Raw genomic sequence first — 17,255 nt, forward strand, 5'->3', positions numbered from 1 at the left:
AGCGCCCTACTTGCCGCGGATCGCGTCGAAGACCTTGGGGTCGACGAGCGTGGAGGTGTCGCCGAGGTCGCGGCCTTCGGCGATGTCCTTGAGCAGGCGTCGCATGATCTTGCCCGACCTCGTCTTGGGGAGTTCGGGGACGATCGTGATCTGGCGGGGCTTGGCGATCGGGCTGATCTCCCGGGACACTTCGGCCTTGAGTTCGGCGATGAGGGTGTCGCCGGTGTTCTCGACACCCTCGCGGAGGATGACGAACGCGACGATGCCCTGGCCGGTGGTCTCGTCCGCGGCGCCGACGACGGCGGCTTCGGCGACACCGTGGTGCCCGACGAGGGCGGATTCGACCTCGGAGGTGGAGATGCGGTGTCCGGAGACGTTCATGACGTCGTCCACGCGGCCGAGGACCCACAGTGCGCCGTCCTCGTCGTACTTGGCGCCGTCGCCGGCGAAGTACCAGCCCTGTTCGGGGTAGCGGGACCAGTAGGTTTCGCGGTAGCGGTCCATGTCGCCCCAGATGCCGCGGAGCATCGCCGGCCACGGCTTGTCGAGCACGAGGTAGCCGGAGCCGCCGGCGCCGAGTTCGTTGGCGTCGTCGTCGACGATCTTCGCGGAGATGCCGGGCAGGGGTGCCATCGCGGATCCGGGTTTGGTGGCGGTGATTCCGGGGAGCGGGGAGATCATGATCGCGCCGGTCTCGGTCTGCCACCAGGTGTCGACGATCGGGGCCGTGTTTCCGCCGATCACCTCGCGGAACCACTTCCAGGCCTCGGGGTTGATCGGTTCGCCGACCGAGCCGAGGAGCCGGATCGAGGACAGGTCGTGGGCGTCGGGAATGTCGCGGCCCCACTTCATGAAGGTGCGCACCAGGGTGGGTGCGGTGTAGTAGATGCTGACGCGGTATTTCTCGATGATCTGGAAGTGGCGGTGTTCGTCGGGGGAGTTCGGGGTGCCCTCGTAGACCACCTGGGTGACGCCGTTCGAGAGTGGCCCGTAGACGATGTAGCTGTGGCCGGTGACCCAGCCGATGTCGGCGGTGCACCAGTACACGTCCTGCCCGGCCTTGTGGTCGAACACGTTGTGGTGGGTGTACGACGCCTGGGTGAGGTAGCCGCCGGAGGTGTGGATGATGCCCTTGGGCTTTCCGGTGGTGCCGGAGGTGTACAGGATGAACAGCGGGTGCTCGGAGTCGAACGGCTGCGCCTGATGGGTGCCCTCCGCCTTCTCGACGGTCTCGTGCCACCACAGGTCACGACCCTCGGTGGTGTCGACGTCGATGCCGGTGCGCTTGACGACGAGCACGTGCTTGACGGACTCGGCGCCGTCCACCGCTTCGTCGACGGCGGGCTTGAGGGGTGCGGCCTGGCCGCGGCGCCACTGTCCGTCGACGGTGACGACGAGCTTGGCTTCGGCGTCGTCGATGCGCGAGCGCAGGGCGCTGGCGGAGAAGCCGGCGAACACCACCGAATGGGTCAGGCCGAGACGGGCGCAGGCGAGCATGGTGACGATGGCCTCGGGGATCATCGGCATGTAGATCGCGACGCGGTCGCCGGCGACGAGTCCGAGGTCGCTGAAGGTGTTGGCGGCCTTGCTGACTTCGGCGAGCAGGTCGTTGTAGGTCAGGTCGCGGGTGTCGCCCGGTTCGCCCTCGAAGTGGATGGCGACGCGGTCGCCGTTGCCGGCGAGGACGTGGCGGTCGACGCAGTTGTAGGCGACGTTGAGCCGTCCGTTCACGAACCACTTCGCGACGGGCGCGTCGGACCAGTCGAGGACCTCGGAGAAGGGGGCGTGCCAGTGCAGGCGCTCGGCCTGCTTCGCCCAGAATGCGAGACGGTCTTCGTCGGCGGCAGCCTGAAGCTCGGGGCCGGCGTTCGCCGTGGCGGTGAACTCGGGGCTCGGCGGATACACCTGCGGGACGGAATCAGAATGTTCCGACTTCTCCGTCGCTCCGCTCGCCTGTGCTGCACTGGTCATTGTGGCCCGGCCTTCTTTCCAGTCTCGAATTCGGCACTTCTAGCACGTGTGAGGGTAGTCACATGGTCTCCCGAGCGCACCGTTGCAGAGGGTTGCATGCCCATATTCTGCGACGATCGGTCGACTGGACGCGACGGACGGCGATCGGGTGCGACGAGTGGAGACCCCTGCGCCCACGATGTTTCGATCAGGTGCCGATTGCACGAGTTTCGCCCGTCGTGGCTACACAGATTGAAACCTTGACTTATCGTCATCCCATCATTCGGGCTGCGCCCGGAGCCGCTGCCCGGAACCACGCAGATCTGGGAGGAACGCTTTGCGCATCACACGTGTGGCAACCGCCGTTGTGGCGGTCGGCCTGGCAGCAGGGATGCTGTCCGCCTGCTCGTCCGGTGATTCGACGAGCGGGGGTGGTAGCGGAATCGTCAACGCCTGGGCAAGTGAACCGCAGAATCCGTTGATTCCCACCAATACGAGCGAGAATCAGGGCGGCCGCGTCGTCGACTCACTGTTCGCGGGGCTCGTCTCCTACGACTCCGACGGCGGGGTGAACAACGAGGTCGCCGAGTCGATCGAGACGACGGACGGCAAGAACTTCACCGTGAAGCTGAAGGACGGCTGGACGTTCACGGACGGCACGCCGGTCACGGCGGCCTCCTTCGTCGACGCCTGGAATTACGGCGCGCTGTCCACGAATGCGCAGATCCAAGCGTCCTTCTTCGACCCGATCCAGGGCTACGACGAGGTGGCCGCCGAGAACCCGACGGTGCAGACCATGTCGGGACTGAAGGTGGTCGACGACTCCACGTTCACGATCGAACTGAAACAGCCCGAGTCGGCCTTCCCGGACCGCCTCGGGTTCGCCGCGTACTACCCGTTGCCTGCGGTGGCGTACCAGGACATGGCGGCGTTCGGTGAGAATCCCGTCGGCAACGGTCCGTACATGATGTCCGGCCCCGGAGCGTGGCAGCACAACGTCCGGATCGACACCGTCGTGAACCCCGACTACAACGGCAACCGTAAGCCGAAGAACGCCGGCGTCGACTTCGTCATGTACAACAGCCTCGACACGGCGTACACGGATCTGCTCGCGGGCAACGTCGACGTGCTCGACCAGGTGCCGCCGAGCGCGGTCACCACGTTCGAGACCGACCTGCCGGGTCGCACCGTGAATCAGCCGTCCGCGACCATCGAGACGTTCACGATCCCGGGCCGGCTGCCGCACTTCAGCGGTGAGGAGGGCACGCTGCGCCGCCAGGCCATCTCGATGGCGATCAACCGCGACCAGATCACCCAGCAGATCTACAACAAGACCCGCACCCCCGCGCTCGACTTCACCAGCCCCGCCATCGAGGGCTGGTCGGATTCGCTCGTCGGCAACGGCAACCTGAAGTACGACCCGGAGGCGGCGAAGCGGCTGTGGGCCCAGGCCGACGCCATCGCCCCGTGGTCGGGTAGTTTCGAGATCGCGTACAACGGCGACGGCGGCCACAAGGAATGGGTCGACGCCACCGCCAACAACATCCGCAACACCCTCGGTATCGACGCGAAGGGCAAGGAGTACCCCACGTTCGCGCAGATCCGCACCGAGGCCACCAACCGCACCATCCCCAGCGCGTTCCGTTCGGGGTGGCAGGGCGACTACCCGCAGCAGTACGGCTTCCTCGCACAGAACTACCAGACCGGCGGCAGCTCCAACGACGGCGACTACTCGAATCCCGAGTTCGACCGGCTGCTGCGTGCCTCCGCGGGTGAGGTCGATCCCGACAAGGCCCAGGAACTGCTGAACCAGGCGCAGGAAGTGCTCCTACGCGACCTGCCTGCCGTCCCGACGTGGTACCGCAACGCCGCCAGCGGCTGGTCGGAGAACGTGTCGAACGTGGTCATCGACTGGAAGGGCATCCCGATGTACTCCGACATCGAGAAGAACTGACGCACCGGAGATTCTTCGACGACGGGTGGGGCCGCGAGCTGTCAGTTCGCGGCCCCACCCGGGAGTACGAGCCGAGGCTACGGATTCCTGACGTCACTGCTCCCGACGAATAGGAGGTGATCCGATGCTCTGGTACGTCGGTCGCCGTTTGCTCCAGATGATCCCCGTGTTCCTCGGGGCCACGTTCCTGATCTACGCGATGGTGTTCCTGCTGCCCGGAGACCCGATCGCCGCGCTGGCCGGCGACAAGGCACTCAGCCCCGCGGTGGCGGCCCAACTCCGTGAGCGATACCACCTCGACGAGCCGTTCCTGACGCAGTACCTCCTGTATCTGAAGGGCATTTTCACCCTCGACTTCGGTACGTCCTTCTCCGGCCGCCCCGTCAGTGAGGTTCTGGCGCAGGCATTCCCGATCACCATCAAGTTGTCCCTGATGGCACTCGCCATCGAGGGGATCTTCGGGGTCGGCTTCGGCCTGTGGGCCGGACTCCGCAAGGGCGGCATCTTCGACAGTTCCGTCCTCCTCGTGAGCCTGGTGATCATCGCGATCCCGATCTTCGTCATCGGTTTCCTGGCCCAGTTCTTCGTCGGCGTGAAATGGGGGCTGGTGCCGCCGACGGTCGGGGGCAACACCAGTTTCAAGAATCTGCTGCTGCCCGCGTTCGTCCTCGGGTCGGTGTCGTTCGCGTACGTACTCCGGCTCACCCGTACGTCGGTCGCCGAGAACCTCACCGCCGACTACGTGAGAACCGCGACGGCCAAGGGCCTTTCGCGGCGCCGTGTGGTGCAGGTGCACGTGCTGCGGAACTCGCTGATCCCGGTGGTCACGTTCCTCGGCGCCGACCTCGCCACCCTGATGGGCGGTGCGATCGTCACGGAGGGCATCTTCAACATCAACGGTGTCGGCGGCACGATCTATCAGGCGGTCACCCGCGGTGAGGCGCCGACGGTGGTGTCCTTCGTGACGGTGCTGATCGTCATCTATCTGCTCGCCAACCTGCTCGTCGACCTCCTGTACGCCGCGCTCGACCCGAGGATTCGCTATGTCTGAGAAAGTGGAGAACGAGTCGCCCCGGACGGGCGACCGGAAGACCCGTCAGGCGCATTTCGTGGCACCCGAAGAAGTGGCGGCGCCGGGAGAGACCGACGCCGTCCACATCGACCAGCCGCCGACGAGCATGTGGTCGGATGCGTGGCGGGACCTCCGCAAACGTCCGCTGTTCCTGGTCGCCACGGTGATCATCGTGGTGGTGATCGCCGTTGCGGCTTTCCCCGGTCTGTTCACCGGCACCGATCCCAGGTTCTGCGATCTCGCGTTCAGCATGCAGGGGCCGTCGTCGGGGCACTGGTTCGGATTCGACAAGCAGGGCTGCGACATCTATTCCCGCACGATCTACGGGGCGCGGGCGTCGGTGCTGGTGGGTGTCGGGGTCACGTCGATCGTGCTCGTCGTGGGCGTGGTGTTCGGTGCGGTCGCCGGGTACTACGGCGGCTGGGCCGACTCGCTGCTGTCCCGGGTCGCCGATATCTTCTTCGGCATCCCGCTCATCCTCGCCGCGATCGTCCTGATGCAGCTGTTCGCCAACCGCACCATCTGGACGCTCATCGTCGTCCTCGCCCTGTTCGGCTGGCCTCAGATGGCGAGAATCGCTCGCGGCTCGGTGATCTCGGCGAAGAACAACGACTACGTGATGGCGTCGCGGGCGCTCGGGGTGTCGAACATGCGCACCCTCGTCCGGCACGTGCTGCCCAACTCCCTCGCCCCGATCATCGTGATCGCGACCATCTCGCTCGGCATCTACATCGTGGCCGAGGCGACGCTGTCGTTCCTCGGTATCGGTCTGCCGTCCACCGAGATCTCGTGGGGCGGAGACATCAGCACCGCCCAGGTCACGCTGCGTCAGGGGTCGCCGATCCTGTTCTATCCGGCGACCGCGCTGGCGATCACGGTGCTCGGGTTCATCATGATGGGCGACGCTCTGCGGGACGCGCTCGATCCCAAGGCCAGGAAGAGGTGAGCGGGGTGTCCACGAACGAACCAGCCGGACCACAGAATTCGGCCGACGAGGTGCCGCTGCTCGAGATCCGGGACCTGGAAGTGTCGTTCCAGTCGCATTCCGGGCTCGTGCCCGCAGTGCGCGGTGTCAGCCTCACGGTGTATCCGGGGCAGACGGTGGCGATCGTCGGCGAGTCCGGTTCGGGCAAGTCCACGACCGCGCACGCGATCATCAACCTGCTGCCCGGGACGGGAAAGGTGACCGGCGGCCGGATCCTGTTCGAGGGGCAGGACCTCGCGGAGGCGTCCGAGCGCGAGTTCGTCGCGCTGCGCGGTCAGAAGATCGGCCTCGTCCCGCAGGACCCGATGTCCAACCTCAACCCGGTGTGGAAGGTCGGCTTCCAGATCGAGGAGGCGTTGGAAGCCAACGGGATCGCGAAGGGCAAGGCCGCGAAGGCGCGTGCCGCCGAGCTGCTCGAGGAGGCCGGACTCGCCGACGCGGAGGACCGCCTGGGCCAGTATCCGCACGAGTTCTCCGGCGGGATGCGCCAGCGCGCCCTCATCGCCATCGGACTGTCGGCCCGCCCGCAACTGCTGATCGCGGACGAGCCCACGTCGGCACTCGACGTCACGGTCCAACGCCAGATCCTCGACCATCTGGACGGTCTCACCAACGAGCTGGGCACCGCGGTGCTCCTCATCACCCACGACCTCGGCCTGGCCGCCGAGCGGGCCGAGCACCTGATCGTCATGAGCAAGGGGCGGGTGGTCGAGGCAGGGCCGGCGCTGGAGATCCTGCAGCGGCCGCGCCACCCGTACACCCGGAAGCTGGTGGCCGCGGCGCCGTCGCTGGCGTCGCAACGCCGGAGTTCTTCGCTGGCCCGGGCGGACATCCGGGAGCACGCCCTCGAGGTGGTCGGCGAGGCCGAACAGCACGGCGAGATCGGCGTCGAGTTCGGCAAGGCCACCGACGACGTGGTCGTCGCCACCGGGCTGACCAAGGTGTTCAAGATCCGGCACGGGCTACGGAAGTCCACCGACTTCACCGCGGTCGACGACGTCTCGTTCGCGGTCCGACGTGGAACGACCACGGCCATCGTCGGCGAGTCGGGGTCGGGCAAGTCGACGGTCGCGCAGATGGTCCTCGGACTTCTCGCGCCGACGTCGGGGAATGTCGTGTTCGACGGCAAGAACGTCGCGACGCTGGACCGCCGGGAGACGCTTGCGTTCCGCCGCCGGGTGCAGCCGATCTTCCAGAATCCGTACGGCACGCTCGACCCGATGTACTCGATCTTCCGCACCGTCGAGGAGCCCCTCCGCACCCACAAGGTGGGGACGAAGGCGGAGCGGGAAGCGCGGGTACGCGACCTGCTGGACAAGGTGGCCCTGCCGGCTTCGGTGATGCGGAGGTTCCCGAACGAGCTGTCCGGTGGCCAGCGGCAGCGGGTGGCGATCGCCCGGGCGCTGGCGCTGCAGCCGGAGATGGTGGTGTGCGATGAGGCGGTGTCGGCGCTCGACGTACTGGTCCAGGACCAGATCCTGACCCTGCTGAACGACCTGCAGGCGGAGCTGGGGCTGACGTACCTGTTCATCACCCACGACCTGGCGGTGGTGCGGCAGATCGCCGACGACGTGCTCGTCATGTCCACCGGCGCGATCGTGGAGAAAGCGACCACGGACGAGGTCTTCGCATCACCGAAGGAGGAGTACACGCAGAAGCTGCTGGACGCGATTCCCGGCGGATCGATCCGGCTCGGCGCCTGACCCGGGACGGCGCCGGGTAGCGTTCCGGTACGTGAGCGACCCGTTGCAGCCCCTCGTCGACCTTCCCGGCGTCCGCGAAGCCGCGGACCGTGCGCGCGACGCGCTCGGTGCGGTTCACCGCCACAAGACCAACCGGCGCGGCTGGCCGACCACGGCGGCCGAGGCGGCGGTCCGGGCGGCCCGCGCCTCGGCGTCGCTGGACGGCGGCAGCACCGAGCTACCCGCGCCCGGCGAGGCCGGCGACCCGATTCTGTCGGGGGCGCTGCGGGTCGGGCAGGCCCTCGACGGTGACGCCCTCACGCTTCTGCAGTCCACCTGGCAGCGGGCACCCCTGCAGGCCCTCGCGCGGCTGCATCTGCTGGCCGCGGCCGATCTCGTGGAGGATCAGGAATTGCTCGGCAGGCCGCGTGCCGGGTCCGGCGTCGCGGAGCGGCTCGACGGTCTCGCCCAGCTCGTGACGGGGGGAACGGCTGCGCCCGCGCCGGTTCTGGCGGCCGTGGTGCACGGGGAATTGTTGACGCTGAAGCCGTTCGGGGTCGGCGACGGTATCGTCGCGCGCGCCGCGTCACGTCTGGTTTCCGTGGCGAGCGGGCTCGATCCGCACAACCTCGGGGTCCCGGAGGTCAGCTGGTTGCGCCGGCAGCAGGCTTACCGCAACGGGGCTGCCGCGTTCGCGTCGGGCGAGCCGGAGGGTGTCGGCAGCTGGGTCGTCCTCTGCTGCGGCGCTCTGGAGGCCGGAGCCCGGGAGGCCACGTCGATCGCGGAGGCCGCGACGAGTTAGTCGAAATACCCTGCGCTGCAACAAGTTCCCGAACATGTGAAACGGGCGGCGCTGCCGACTGGTGTCGACTTCGCCGCCCGTTAGCACGGACAACCGGTTACCAAGCGTGCAAGGTGGGTTGTGTGGGTGGCCTCGGCGAGAGTCCGAATATCGTCGGGTCGTCCTTGCAACCTGTGCAGGGTCCTTGCCGGTGAAGACTCGAGTCTCGCAGGCCCACAACGCTTCTGCCCTTATAGTGGCTTATGCTTCGCGTGGGTACCTAGTGCCCGTGCTGGGAATCCTGGTCGGGAGATCGATCCTTCTCTTCTGGGTCGACCTTGGCCTTCCGTTCTTCCGTAACTCCTTTGTACCCCGTGACCCCCCTCACAGCAAGTATCAAATTCGGTTTGTGACCGTGTCGCGGGTTGCGGCGGTCAGCGCTTGCGGCGCAACACTCCATACGTGAACGCGCCCGCGACCAGGGCCCCGACGCTCACCGCCGCCGTGGTCACGACGGTGGTCGCGGACGGCGCCTGGAGGCGTGCCCGGAGGGAGACCGGATTCGAGAAAGTCAATATGGGCCAACCGTTTCCGGCCGCAGCCTTCCGTAAAGCCCGGTCCGGGTTGACCGCCGTCGGGTGGCCGACTGCGGTCAGCATCGGGAGATCGGTCACGGAGTCGGAGTAGGCGTAGCATGCCGACAGGTCGTAGTGGTATTCGTCGGCCAGTTGCCGCATCGCGTCCACTTTGCCTTCGCCGTAGCAGTAGAACTCCACCTCGCCGGTGTAGAGCCCGTCCGCGACCGCCATGCGGGTGGCGGTGCTGCGCGTGGCCCCGAGAGCTTCGGCGATCGGCGCCACCACCTCCTCGCCCGACGCCGACACCACGATGACGTCGTGGCCCCGCAACTTGTGGTCCGCGATGAGGTCGGCGGCCTCCGCGAACACCAGGGGGTCCACGATGTCGTGGAGGGTTTCCGCGACCACGGACCGGACCTGGTCCACGTTCCAGCCCGCGCACATGCTCGTGAGGTAGGCGCGCATCCGCTCCATCTGATCGTGGTCCGCGCCCGACAGCAGGAACAGAAACTGCGCGTAACTGCTCTTGAGAACCGATCGGCGGTTGATCAGGCCCTGGTCGAAGAACGGTCTGCTGAACGCGAGGGTGCTGGATTTCGCGATGATCGTCTTGTCGAGGTCGAAGAATGCGGCAACCCGACCTGTCTCGGTGTGTCGACCTGTCTTGGCACTTCTCTGTGGCTTCGCGGTCACAATTTCCAAGGATATGCGGACTTCGAGTGGGGTGGGGGCTCGTACGAAGGGGCGGAGGAAGGGTCTTTCGGCACTATCGACACGACGGAACGTTCAACAGTTGAACTTGCAAATACTGATCGGGGGAGGTGTAGTATTGCTGATGTCCGGATTTGATCCGGACGATGTTCAGCCCGACCCCCCGGGGCTGAACACTGACGACCCTCGCCTCCTCCCCCCCTGGCGAGGGTCGTCCTCTGTCTGCGTCGGGTCTGCCGCACTCCTCGGCTCGAACCCTCGAAATTGGTGCGCTGGTACCAGTTTTTATCCACAGGGCCGAAGTTGTCCACAGTTCGAGCCGAGCCCCTTCCGGCAGTCTCCGGCAGCGGGCACGCTCGCTGCATGGACGCAGAAGGCGGGGGTGAAGTGCTGGTTCTGGTCGACGACCCGGCATTGCTGCACAGCATCAGGCGCGTGGCGGCAGCGGCCGACCGGGCGCTGAACGAGGTCGACGTCGCCGACGCCCGGCACGTCTGGGGAAGCGCCCCGATCGTCGTGCTCGACGCGCGCGCAGCCGCCGCGTGCCGCAACCGGCTCCCACGCCGGCGCCGGGTAGTGCTGCTGTGCGACGGGCCGCCGGGCATCGACGAGTGGCGGATCGCCACCGCGGTCGGGGCGGAACACGTGCTCGCGGTACCCGAGGACGAGTCCGCGCTGGTCGCCGTGCTCGGCGAGCAACCCCAGCGTCCCGACGCGGACGGCACCGTCGTCGCCGTCGTCGGCGGATGTGGCGGTGCGGGCGCCTCCACGCTGGCGGCGGCCACAGCCCTCACCGCTGCGTCGCGGCCGCAGCCGGCCCTTCTGCTCGACACCGACTCGTGGGGGTCCGGCCTCGACGTACTGCTGGGCATCGAGGACGTGCCCGGACTGCGATGGTCGGGTCTGTCGATCGAGGGCGGCCGGATCTCCTCGGGCGCGCTCCGGGACGCCCTCCCCGCCCGCGGCGAGCGGCTGCGGGTGCTCGCCTGCAGCAGGACGGGGCACGGCGCCGGACCGACAGCCGCCGCGGTCCGTGCGGTCACCGATGCCGGCCGCCATGCCGGCGATCTGGTCGTGTGCGACGTGTCGCGGTTCCCCGGCCCGGTCACGGAAACCGTCCTCGAACTCGCCGATCTGGTGGTTCTCGTCGTGCCCGCGACCGTCCGGGCCTGCATCGCCGCGGGAAAGGTGTCGCAGTGGATCACCGAGAGGAACCCCAACCAGGGACTCGTGGTCCGCGGCCCGGCACCCGGTGGGCTCCGCGGCGCCGACGTCGCGGAGGTTCTCGACCTGCCGCTGATCGCGTCGATGCGCGCCGAGCGCGCGCTCACCGGAATGCTCGAACACGGCGGACTGAGGCCGGGCAGGCGCTCCCCGCTGGGCGCCGCGGCCGAGGCGGTCCTCGACACGGTCGGCAGCAGACCGCGGTCGCGGGAGTGGGCGGCATGAGCTCCCTCGTCACACCCGATCTCCTCGACCGGGTGCGCGAACGTCTCGCGCACACGTCCGGCGAGCCGACGCCGGCGACCGTCGCCGCTGCCATCCGCACCGAGTCCGGTGGCGTGCTCGGCGACACCGATCTGCTCGGGGCGCTGCGGGTGCTCATGACCGAACTCACCGGCGCCGGCCCACTCGAGTCGTTGCTGACGGAACCGGGAGTCGCGGACGTGCTCGTCACCGCGCCCGACCGTGTGTGGGTCGATCGAGGCCGCGGGCTCGAACGCGCAGCCGTCCGGTTCACCGACGAGGCGGCGGTGCGCCGGCTCGCGCAACGGCTCGCGCTGTCCGCCGGACGCCGCCTCGACGACGCTCAGCCGTGGGTCGACGGAAGGCTGCGGGACGTCGGGAACGGTTCGTTCGGTGTGCGGCTGCATGCCGTCCTCGCTCCCGTGGCCCAGGGCGGTACTTGCCTGTCGCTGCGGGTGCTGCGCCCGGCCACCCAGGGGCTCGGCGCGCTCGTCGCGGGCGGTGCCGTGGCCGCGGAAGCCCACGACCTGCTGATGATGATCGTGCAGGCACGGCTCGCCTTCCTGGTCACCGGCGGCACCGGCGCAGGCAAGACCACGCTACTGGCCGCATTGCTGGGGGCGGTGGACCCGGCGGAACGGATCGTGTGCGTGGAGGATGCCGCGGAGTTGGCGCCGACGCACCCGCACGTGGTCCGGCTCGTGGCCAGGGCACCCAACGTCGAGGGCGTGGGTGAGGTCACCGTCCGGGACCTCGTCCGGCAATCACTGCGTATGCGACCCGACCGGATCGTCGTCGGCGAGGTTCGCGGCGCCGAGGTCGTCGACCTGCTGACGGCGCTCAACACGGGTCACGACGGCGGTGCCGGAACGGTGCACGCCAACTCGCCCGAGGAGGTTCCGGCGCGGCTCGAAGCGCTTGCAGCACTGGGCGGAATGGACCGCGCGGCGCTGCACAGTCAACTGGCCGCCGCCGTGCAGGTGGTCCTGCACGTCCACCGGTCGTCGAGCGGGGCGCGGCGGCTGACGCAGATCGGTGTCGTCACTCGCGACGAACACGGGCGCGTCACGATCGTGCCCGCCTGGAGCCACGACACGGGTGAGGGTCCGGCGGTGGACCGGCTCCGCTACTTGTGTTCTCGGCGTGGACCGGTGGACTCGGGGACGGTAGTGCCGTCGTGATCGCCGGTCTGGTGGTCCTCGCCTGCGCGGTGCTGGCGGTGCCGTCCGCGAGATCGCGGCCCCGGTTGCTCGCGGTGACGGGCAGGGAAGGTCCCCGTCGCCGGTTGCGTCTGCCCTGGGTGGTTCCGGCGGCGCTCGCCGGCATTCCGATCGTGTACGAAGTGGGCGGGCTCTGCGCGGTCCTCGCCGCGACGATCGTCTGTGCAACTGTGCGTTTCAGGTCGGCGCGACGCAGGGCGGCGAAAGCGAAGGATGCCGATCTACGTGTCGTACTGTCGAGTCTCGAGGTGGTGACGGCGGAACTTCGGGTGGGTGCCCATCCGGCTGCCGCATGCCAGACGGCGGCCGACGAGTCGGCAGGCAGTGTGGCGTCGGCATTCCGGGCCGCGTCGGCGCGCTCGCGGCTCGGAGGATCGGCCGCGGACGGGTTCCGGATCGCGGACTCCCGTGTCGGTACCGAGTTGGGGCGGATCGCCGATATCTGGGCGGTGGCCGACGCGCACGGTCTCGCACTGGCGGAACTGCTCGAGGCTGCACGGACGGACCTGTTGGGACGCAGCCGCTTCCGTCAGCGAACGGAGGCCTCGCTGGCCGGCGCGAGGGCGACGGCGACCGTACTCGCCGGGCTGCCGCTGCTGGGTGTCGGTCTCGGCCAGATGATGGAGGCGGCCCCTCTGACGGTGCTGTTCGGCGGTGGTGTGGGCGGAATCCTGTTGCTGCTCGGTGCGGGGCTGGTGTGCGCGGGCCTGTTGTGGACCGACCGGATCACCGGACGTGTGACGGGATGATCTGGTGCGCGGTACTTCTCCTCGCCGGCACCGTACTGGTGCTGCCCGCACCCAGAGCGCCGGTACAGCGACTGCGCGGCAACGGCGGTCGCGGCCCGAGTGATGCGGCGTCCGCGGTCGACGACACCACGCGCCGCGAGGACCCGCTCGCGACCGCCGCGACCTTCGACCTCCTGGCAGCGTGTCTGCGCGCCGGACTGCCCGTCGCGACCGCGGCGCAGGCCGTGTCGCGGACGGCGCCGGCGCCGCTGGCGGAATCGCTGCGCCGCGCCGCGGACCTGCTGTCGCTGGGGGCGGATGCGGCGACCGCGTGGGAGGCGGCCGCGTCGGACCCGGCCACCGAATCCCTTGCCCGCATGGCGCGCCGGTCGGCCGCATCGGGATCGTCGCTCGCCGGTTCCATGACGGAACTCGCCGCCGACGGCCGGATCCAGGTCGAGCATCTGGCGACGGCGTCGGCCGAACGCGCAGGCGTGCTCATCAGTGGCCCCCTCGGGCTGTGCTTCCTGCCGGCATTCATTTGTCTCGGCATCATCCCGGTCGTCGTCGGGCTTGCCTCGCGGGTGCTGGACGGCGGGCTGTTGTGACACATCGACACTTCCGGCGCAGAACCGCTGCGCCGGACACTCTGAAGGGGGAACACCATGGGACACGGAATCCGGGGCTTGGCGGAAGTTCGAGCATTGACCGCTCGCTTGACGCTGCTCGCGACGGACGAGGACGGCATGTCGACGGCGGAGTACGCCATCGGCACCATCGCGGCCGCGGCCTTCGGCGCCGTGCTGTATTCGGTCGTCACCGGCGACAGCATCGTCACGGCGTTGACGAACATCATCGACAAAGCGCTGAACACCGCGGTGTGATGAGTGCTGCCGAGAACCTGCGCCGGTCGGAGGCCGGCGGCGTGACGGTCGAGGCTGCCATCGCAATCGCGTCGATCGTGGCGGTGGTCGTGCTGTGTGTCGGCGCGATCACCGCGGCGACACTGCACGTCCGGTGCGTCGACTCGGCCCGCGAGGCAGCACGGCTCGCTGCCCGTGGAGATCGCGAGTCGGCGATCTCCACGGCGGCGAAGGTGGCACCCGACGGCGCCGACGTGTCGGTCCGAACCGAGGGGGAGTTCGTCGTCGCGACCGTGCGGGCACGCAGTCCACTCCTTCCGCTCGTGAACATCTCCGCGGAGGCGGTGGCGGTTCTCGAACCCACGGTGCCGGGGTGGAGCGGGGGAGGGCGGTGAGTTCGGGGATCAGCGACGATCGCGGTTCCGTGACCGTGACGGCGTGCTGTGCGCTCGCGGCGCTGGTGGTGCTCACGGCGATGCTGGTGCACGTCGGCTCGGCGGTGTCGGTGCGGCACCGGGCGCAGTCCGCCGCAGATCTGGCCGCCCTCGCCGCGGCCGTCGGGCTGGACCGCGGCACCGACGCGGCGTGTGCCGCGGCCTGGGAGGTCGCGGGGCGAATGCGCACCGAAGTCGTGTCCTGTGAGGTCGACGACTGGGACGTCGAGGTCGCGGTCACCGCACCGGTGCTCCTGTCCTCGCTGGGTGTCCGGGATGCCCGGGCGGTCGCGAGGGCAGGCCCGGCGGAGTGACATCGAAACGAGGAGGCGGTCCGGTGGGGCGCATCACTCCAGCGTGTCGGAGGTTTCGGTGATTGTGACCAAATTCGTAATAATCACCCGCTCAGGAAGTATTGGACGGCATCGATCCTGTGATGCGAGTCTCACTGATGCGAGCTGGTTTTCATCCACACCACTCCCTTTGGCGAGAGAGGGCATTACATGACCACGGCACCACCGAAGCGGACCGAGGCCGAGACGAAGGCGCGGAGGGCGGGCATCGCCTCGTTCATCGGCACCACGATCGAGTGGTACGACTTCTACATCTACGGCACCGCGTCGGCGCTGGTCTTCGGTCAGGTGTTCTTCTCCGACACCCTCCCGGCGGGCATGGGCACCCTGCTCGCGTTCGTCACGTTGTGGGCCGGGTTCCTCGCCCGTCCGATCGGCGGCATCGTCTTCGGCCATCTCGGCGACAAGATCGGTCGAAAGAACACTCTGGTCATCACGCTCATGATGATGGGCACCGCCACCGTCGGAATCGGACTCCTGCCTTCCTATGCGCAGATCGGGATCTGGGCGCCCGCCGCGCTGGTGTTCCTCCGGGTCGTCCAGGGTGTGGCAGTGGGCGGTGAATGGGGCGGGGCGGTCCTGATCGCCAGTGAGAACGCACCCAAGGGGAAGGGGATTCTGTACTCGGCGTTCGCCCAGCAGGGGTCGCCCGCCGGAAACCTGCTGGCGACGATGGCGTTCTTCCTGCTGTCCGCCATGCCCACCCCGGCTTTCGTACTCTACGGCTGGCGCATTCCGTTCCTGATCTCCGCGGCCCTGGTGATCGTCGGCATGATCATCCGCCTCAAGCTCGAAGAGTCGGACGCGATGAAGACCGTGCTGAAGCGCAAGAAGACTGTCGCGCTGCCGATCGGTGAGGTGCTGCGCAAGCATTGGGTCCTCGTCCTCCTCGGTGCGGGCGCGCTGCCCCTGGCCCAGGTGACGTACTTCAAGAACACCTTCGCGTTGTCGTGGGCCACCAGCGAGCTCGGCTACGACCGGGGAACGTTCCTCGGCGCCATCGCCATCGCCCTGGTGGTCCAGTTCATCGTGCAGCCGGTCGGTGCCGTCCTGGTGTCGCGGATCGACATGCGGAAAGCCATGTGCATCATGGTGATTCCCGAGTTCGTCCTGATGCCGGCCATGTTCTTCGCGATCCGGACCGAGAACTTCGCCATTGCCGTCGTCGCGATGTGCCTCGCGACCATTCCGCACTCGATGTTCTACGGCGCCATCGCCGGAGTGCTCGCGCGGGCCTTCCCCGCCAACATTCGCTACACCGGCCTTTCCGCGGCGTACCAGCTGTGTTCTCTGATCGTCGGCGGCGGCACCCCGGTGCTGGCGCAGTGGATGCTCAACTCGTCCGGAAACATCGTCGGTGTTGCGTTCGTGTCGGCCGGCTATGCCGCCGTCTCCCTGGTCTGCACGCTGTTGTTGCTGAACCGGACCGGATTCGACGCGCGCCGGTTGTCGACCGCGGAGCAATCCGACGCGGACGAACTGCAGCTCGACATCGATGAGGACGATGCGGTGGACAGCGCTCCCAGTGCAGGGCAGGCCCGTGCGACAGCCCACACCTGACCACGCAGGTCATTCCGGCGTGGGCAATGCCTCCTCGGACAGCCGGAGGACTTCCCGCAAGGCGGCGTTGTCGTCGTCCGCTCGCCACGCGATCCGCAGTTGCAGGGTGCTGGGACCGCCGACCAGCGGGAGGAACACGACATCCGGGTTGTTCACGTTCTCGGCCACGGAGGAGACGGTCAACGCGCAGCCGACCTCCGCGGACACCAACGCCATCAACGCCATCGAGTCCGGGGCGCTCTGCACGATCCGGGGCGTGAAACCGGCGTCGTGGGCCGCCCTCTGCAGGGAGTCGCGCAGCGCCGATCCGGGATCGGCGGGCAGCGTCACCCACGGCTCGGTGGCCAGTTCCTCGATGCGAACGCCGTCCCTGCCCGCGAGCGGGTGGTCGGTGGGCAGGGCCACCACGAATTCCTCGTTGAGGATGACGCGAGACGCGATGCCCGGCGGGGTGAAGATCCACCGGACCAGACCGATGTCGAGGGTTCCGTCGAGGAGCTTGTTCAGTGCTTCGCTCGCGAAAGCGGAACTGTCCAGAACGAATTCGATACCCGGATGGGTGTGCCGGACGAGTTTCGCCCACCGCCCGATGAGCAGGTGGGACGAGACTCCGGCGAAGCCGATGCGGACCCGGCCGACCTGTCCGCGCCCGGCGGCGGCGACGGCGATTTCCGCGAGCCGGCAGGCGTCCAGGATCTCGCGTGCCGGGCCGAGCAGTGCCTCACCGGCGGAGGTCAACCGGACGTTCCGCGTGTTTCTTTCGAAAAGAGTTGCCCCGAGCTGCTTTTCCAGTTGCCGAATCGTGCGGCTCAGCGGCGGCTGGGCCGAGTGCAGGCGCTGTGCGGCGCGGCCGAAGTGCAACTCCTCGGCGACCGCGAGAAAGGCAGTGATCTGAGAAATCTCCACGGGAGAACTAT

At 68.2% G+C, this 17,255-nt stretch carries 16 protein-coding genes; 13 read left to right on the forward strand and 3 right to left on the reverse strand.

The features are described from left to right. Positions 1 to 6: 6 nt before the first annotated feature. The gene (gene acs / locus QM841_RS16720; protein WP_283332835.1) at positions 7 to 1,971 is read right to left on the reverse strand and encodes an acetate--CoA ligase; all 1,965 of its coding nucleotides are present in this window, start codon (positions 1,969 to 1,971) and stop codon (positions 7 to 9) included. A gap of 316 nt (positions 1,972 to 2,287) precedes the next feature. Between acs and QM841_RS16725 the strand changes: the two genes are divergently transcribed. The 5 genes from QM841_RS16725 (at position 2,288) to QM841_RS16745 (ending at position 8,445) form a co-directional block, all read left to right on the forward strand. Further along, the gene (locus QM841_RS16725) at positions 2,288 to 3,904 is read left to right on the forward strand and encodes a peptide ABC transporter substrate-binding protein (protein ID WP_280782899.1); all 1,617 of its coding nucleotides are present in this window, start codon (positions 2,288 to 2,290) and stop codon (positions 3,902 to 3,904) included. A 124-nt stretch (positions 3,905 to 4,028) separates the two neighbouring features. After that, positions 4,029 to 4,955 carry an ABC transporter permease gene (locus QM841_RS16730; protein WP_280782898.1) on the forward strand — a complete coding sequence of 309 codons (927 nt, stop codon included), beginning with the start codon at positions 4,029 to 4,031 and terminating at the stop codon, positions 4,953 to 4,955. After that, on the forward strand, positions 4,948 to 5,922 hold the full coding sequence (locus tag QM841_RS16735; protein ID WP_280782897.1) for an ABC transporter permease: 975 nt from the start codon (positions 4,948 to 4,950) through the stop codon (positions 5,920 to 5,922). Before QM841_RS16730 ends, QM841_RS16735 begins: the two co-directional genes overlap by 8 nt. After that, positions 5,919 to 7,664, forward strand: coding sequence for a dipeptide ABC transporter ATP-binding protein (locus tag QM841_RS16740; RefSeq protein ID WP_283332836.1), 1,746 nt, complete (start codon positions 5,919 to 5,921; stop codon positions 7,662 to 7,664). Before QM841_RS16735 ends, QM841_RS16740 begins: the two co-directional genes overlap by 4 nt. A 31-nt stretch (positions 7,665 to 7,695) precedes the next feature. Continuing rightward, positions 7,696 to 8,445, forward strand: a complete 750-nt coding sequence (locus tag QM841_RS16745) for an oxidoreductase (RefSeq protein WP_283332837.1) — start codon at positions 7,696 to 7,698, stop codon at positions 8,443 to 8,445. Between the two features lie 413 nt (positions 8,446 to 8,858). Here QM841_RS16745 and QM841_RS16750 read toward each other — a convergent pair whose 3' ends face one another. After that, positions 8,859 to 9,695, reverse strand: a complete 837-nt coding sequence (locus QM841_RS16750) for an HAD-IB family hydrolase (RefSeq protein WP_009477389.1) — start codon at positions 9,693 to 9,695, stop codon at positions 8,859 to 8,861. 381 nt (positions 9,696 to 10,076) lie between these two features. Between QM841_RS16750 and ssd the strand changes: the two genes are divergently transcribed. The 8 genes from ssd (at position 10,077) to QM841_RS16790 (ending at position 16,338) form a co-directional block, all read left to right on the forward strand. Next, complete coding sequence (ssd, locus tag QM841_RS16755) at positions 10,077 to 11,162, forward strand: septum site-determining protein Ssd (protein WP_280782894.1); 1,086 nt, start codon at positions 10,077 to 10,079, stop codon at positions 11,160 to 11,162. Continuing rightward, positions 11,159 to 12,361 (forward strand): TadA family conjugal transfer-associated ATPase, encoded by a 1,203-nt coding sequence (locus QM841_RS16760; protein WP_283332838.1) that lies wholly within the window; start codon positions 11,159 to 11,161, stop codon positions 12,359 to 12,361. Before ssd ends, QM841_RS16760 begins: the two co-directional genes overlap by 4 nt. Further along, positions 12,358 to 13,149, forward strand: coding sequence for a type II secretion system F family protein (locus tag QM841_RS16765; protein WP_283332839.1), 792 nt, complete (start codon positions 12,358 to 12,360; stop codon positions 13,147 to 13,149). The genes QM841_RS16760 and QM841_RS16765 overlap by 4 nt, the downstream gene beginning before the upstream one ends. After that, a complete protein-coding gene (locus QM841_RS16770; RefSeq protein WP_283332840.1) occupies positions 13,146 to 13,736 on the forward strand; it encodes a type II secretion system F family protein in 591 nt (196 codons plus the stop codon). Before QM841_RS16765 ends, QM841_RS16770 begins: the two co-directional genes overlap by 4 nt. A gap of 57 nt (positions 13,737 to 13,793) precedes the next feature. Beyond that, on the forward strand, positions 13,794 to 14,012 hold the full coding sequence (locus QM841_RS16775) for a DUF4244 domain-containing protein (protein WP_280782891.1): 219 nt from the start codon (positions 13,794 to 13,796) through the stop codon (positions 14,010 to 14,012). Next, positions 14,012 to 14,386: a TadE family type IV pilus minor pilin gene (locus QM841_RS16780; protein WP_283332841.1), complete on the forward strand. Its 375-nt coding sequence runs from the start codon at positions 14,012 to 14,014 to the stop codon at positions 14,384 to 14,386. The genes QM841_RS16775 and QM841_RS16780 overlap by 1 nt, the downstream gene beginning before the upstream one ends. Continuing rightward, the gene (locus QM841_RS16785; RefSeq protein ID WP_283332842.1) at positions 14,383 to 14,739 is read left to right on the forward strand and encodes an Rv3654c family TadE-like protein; all 357 of its coding nucleotides are present in this window, start codon (positions 14,383 to 14,385) and stop codon (positions 14,737 to 14,739) included. The genes QM841_RS16780 and QM841_RS16785 overlap by 4 nt, the downstream gene beginning before the upstream one ends. A gap of 189 nt (positions 14,740 to 14,928) precedes the next feature. Next, the gene (locus QM841_RS16790; protein WP_283332843.1) at positions 14,929 to 16,338 is read left to right on the forward strand and encodes an MFS transporter; all 1,410 of its coding nucleotides are present in this window, start codon (positions 14,929 to 14,931) and stop codon (positions 16,336 to 16,338) included. Positions 16,339 to 16,347: 9 nt separating this feature from the next. Here the strand turns inward: QM841_RS16790 and QM841_RS16795 are convergent, their stop codons facing one another. After that, positions 16,348 to 17,244: a LysR family transcriptional regulator gene (locus tag QM841_RS16795; RefSeq protein WP_280782888.1), complete on the reverse strand. Its 897-nt coding sequence runs from the start codon at positions 17,242 to 17,244 to the stop codon at positions 16,348 to 16,350. Positions 17,245 to 17,255 lie beyond the last annotated feature (11 nt).

Source organism: Rhodococcus sp. IEGM 1307 (assembly GCF_030056915.1).
GTDB classification, from domain to species: Bacteria; Actinomycetota; Actinomycetes; order Mycobacteriales; family Mycobacteriaceae; genus Rhodococcus_F; species Rhodococcus_F opacus_D.

What these genes read in the sequence shown, in the direction of transcription:
- ssd (WP_280782894.1), top strand. Translation starts at nt 10,077, where the DNA reads ATGGACGCAGAAGGCGGGGGTGAAGTGCTGGTTCTGGTCGACGACCCG.
- QM841_RS16790 (WP_283332843.1), top strand. Translation starts at nt 14,929, where the DNA reads ATGACCACGGCACCACCGAAGCGGACCGAGGCCGAGACGAAGGCGCGG.
- QM841_RS16760 (WP_283332838.1), top strand. Translation starts at nt 11,159, where the DNA reads ATGAGCTCCCTCGTCACACCCGATCTCCTCGACCGGGTGCGCGAACGT.
- QM841_RS16735 (WP_280782897.1), top strand. Translation starts at nt 4,948, where the DNA reads ATGTCTGAGAAAGTGGAGAACGAGTCGCCCCGGACGGGCGACCGGAAG.
- QM841_RS16730 (WP_280782898.1), top strand. Translation starts at nt 4,029, where the DNA reads ATGCTCTGGTACGTCGGTCGCCGTTTGCTCCAGATGATCCCCGTGTTC.
- QM841_RS16775 (WP_280782891.1), top strand. Translation starts at nt 13,794, where the DNA reads ATGGGACACGGAATCCGGGGCTTGGCGGAAGTTCGAGCATTGACCGCT.
- acs (WP_283332835.1), bottom strand. Translation starts at nt 1,971, where the DNA reads ATGACCAGTGCAGCACAGGCGAGCGGAGCGACGGAGAAGTCGGAACAT.
- QM841_RS16780 (WP_283332841.1), top strand. Translation starts at nt 14,012, where the DNA reads ATGAGTGCTGCCGAGAACCTGCGCCGGTCGGAGGCCGGCGGCGTGACG.
- QM841_RS16770 (WP_283332840.1), top strand. Translation starts at nt 13,146, where the DNA reads ATGATCTGGTGCGCGGTACTTCTCCTCGCCGGCACCGTACTGGTGCTG.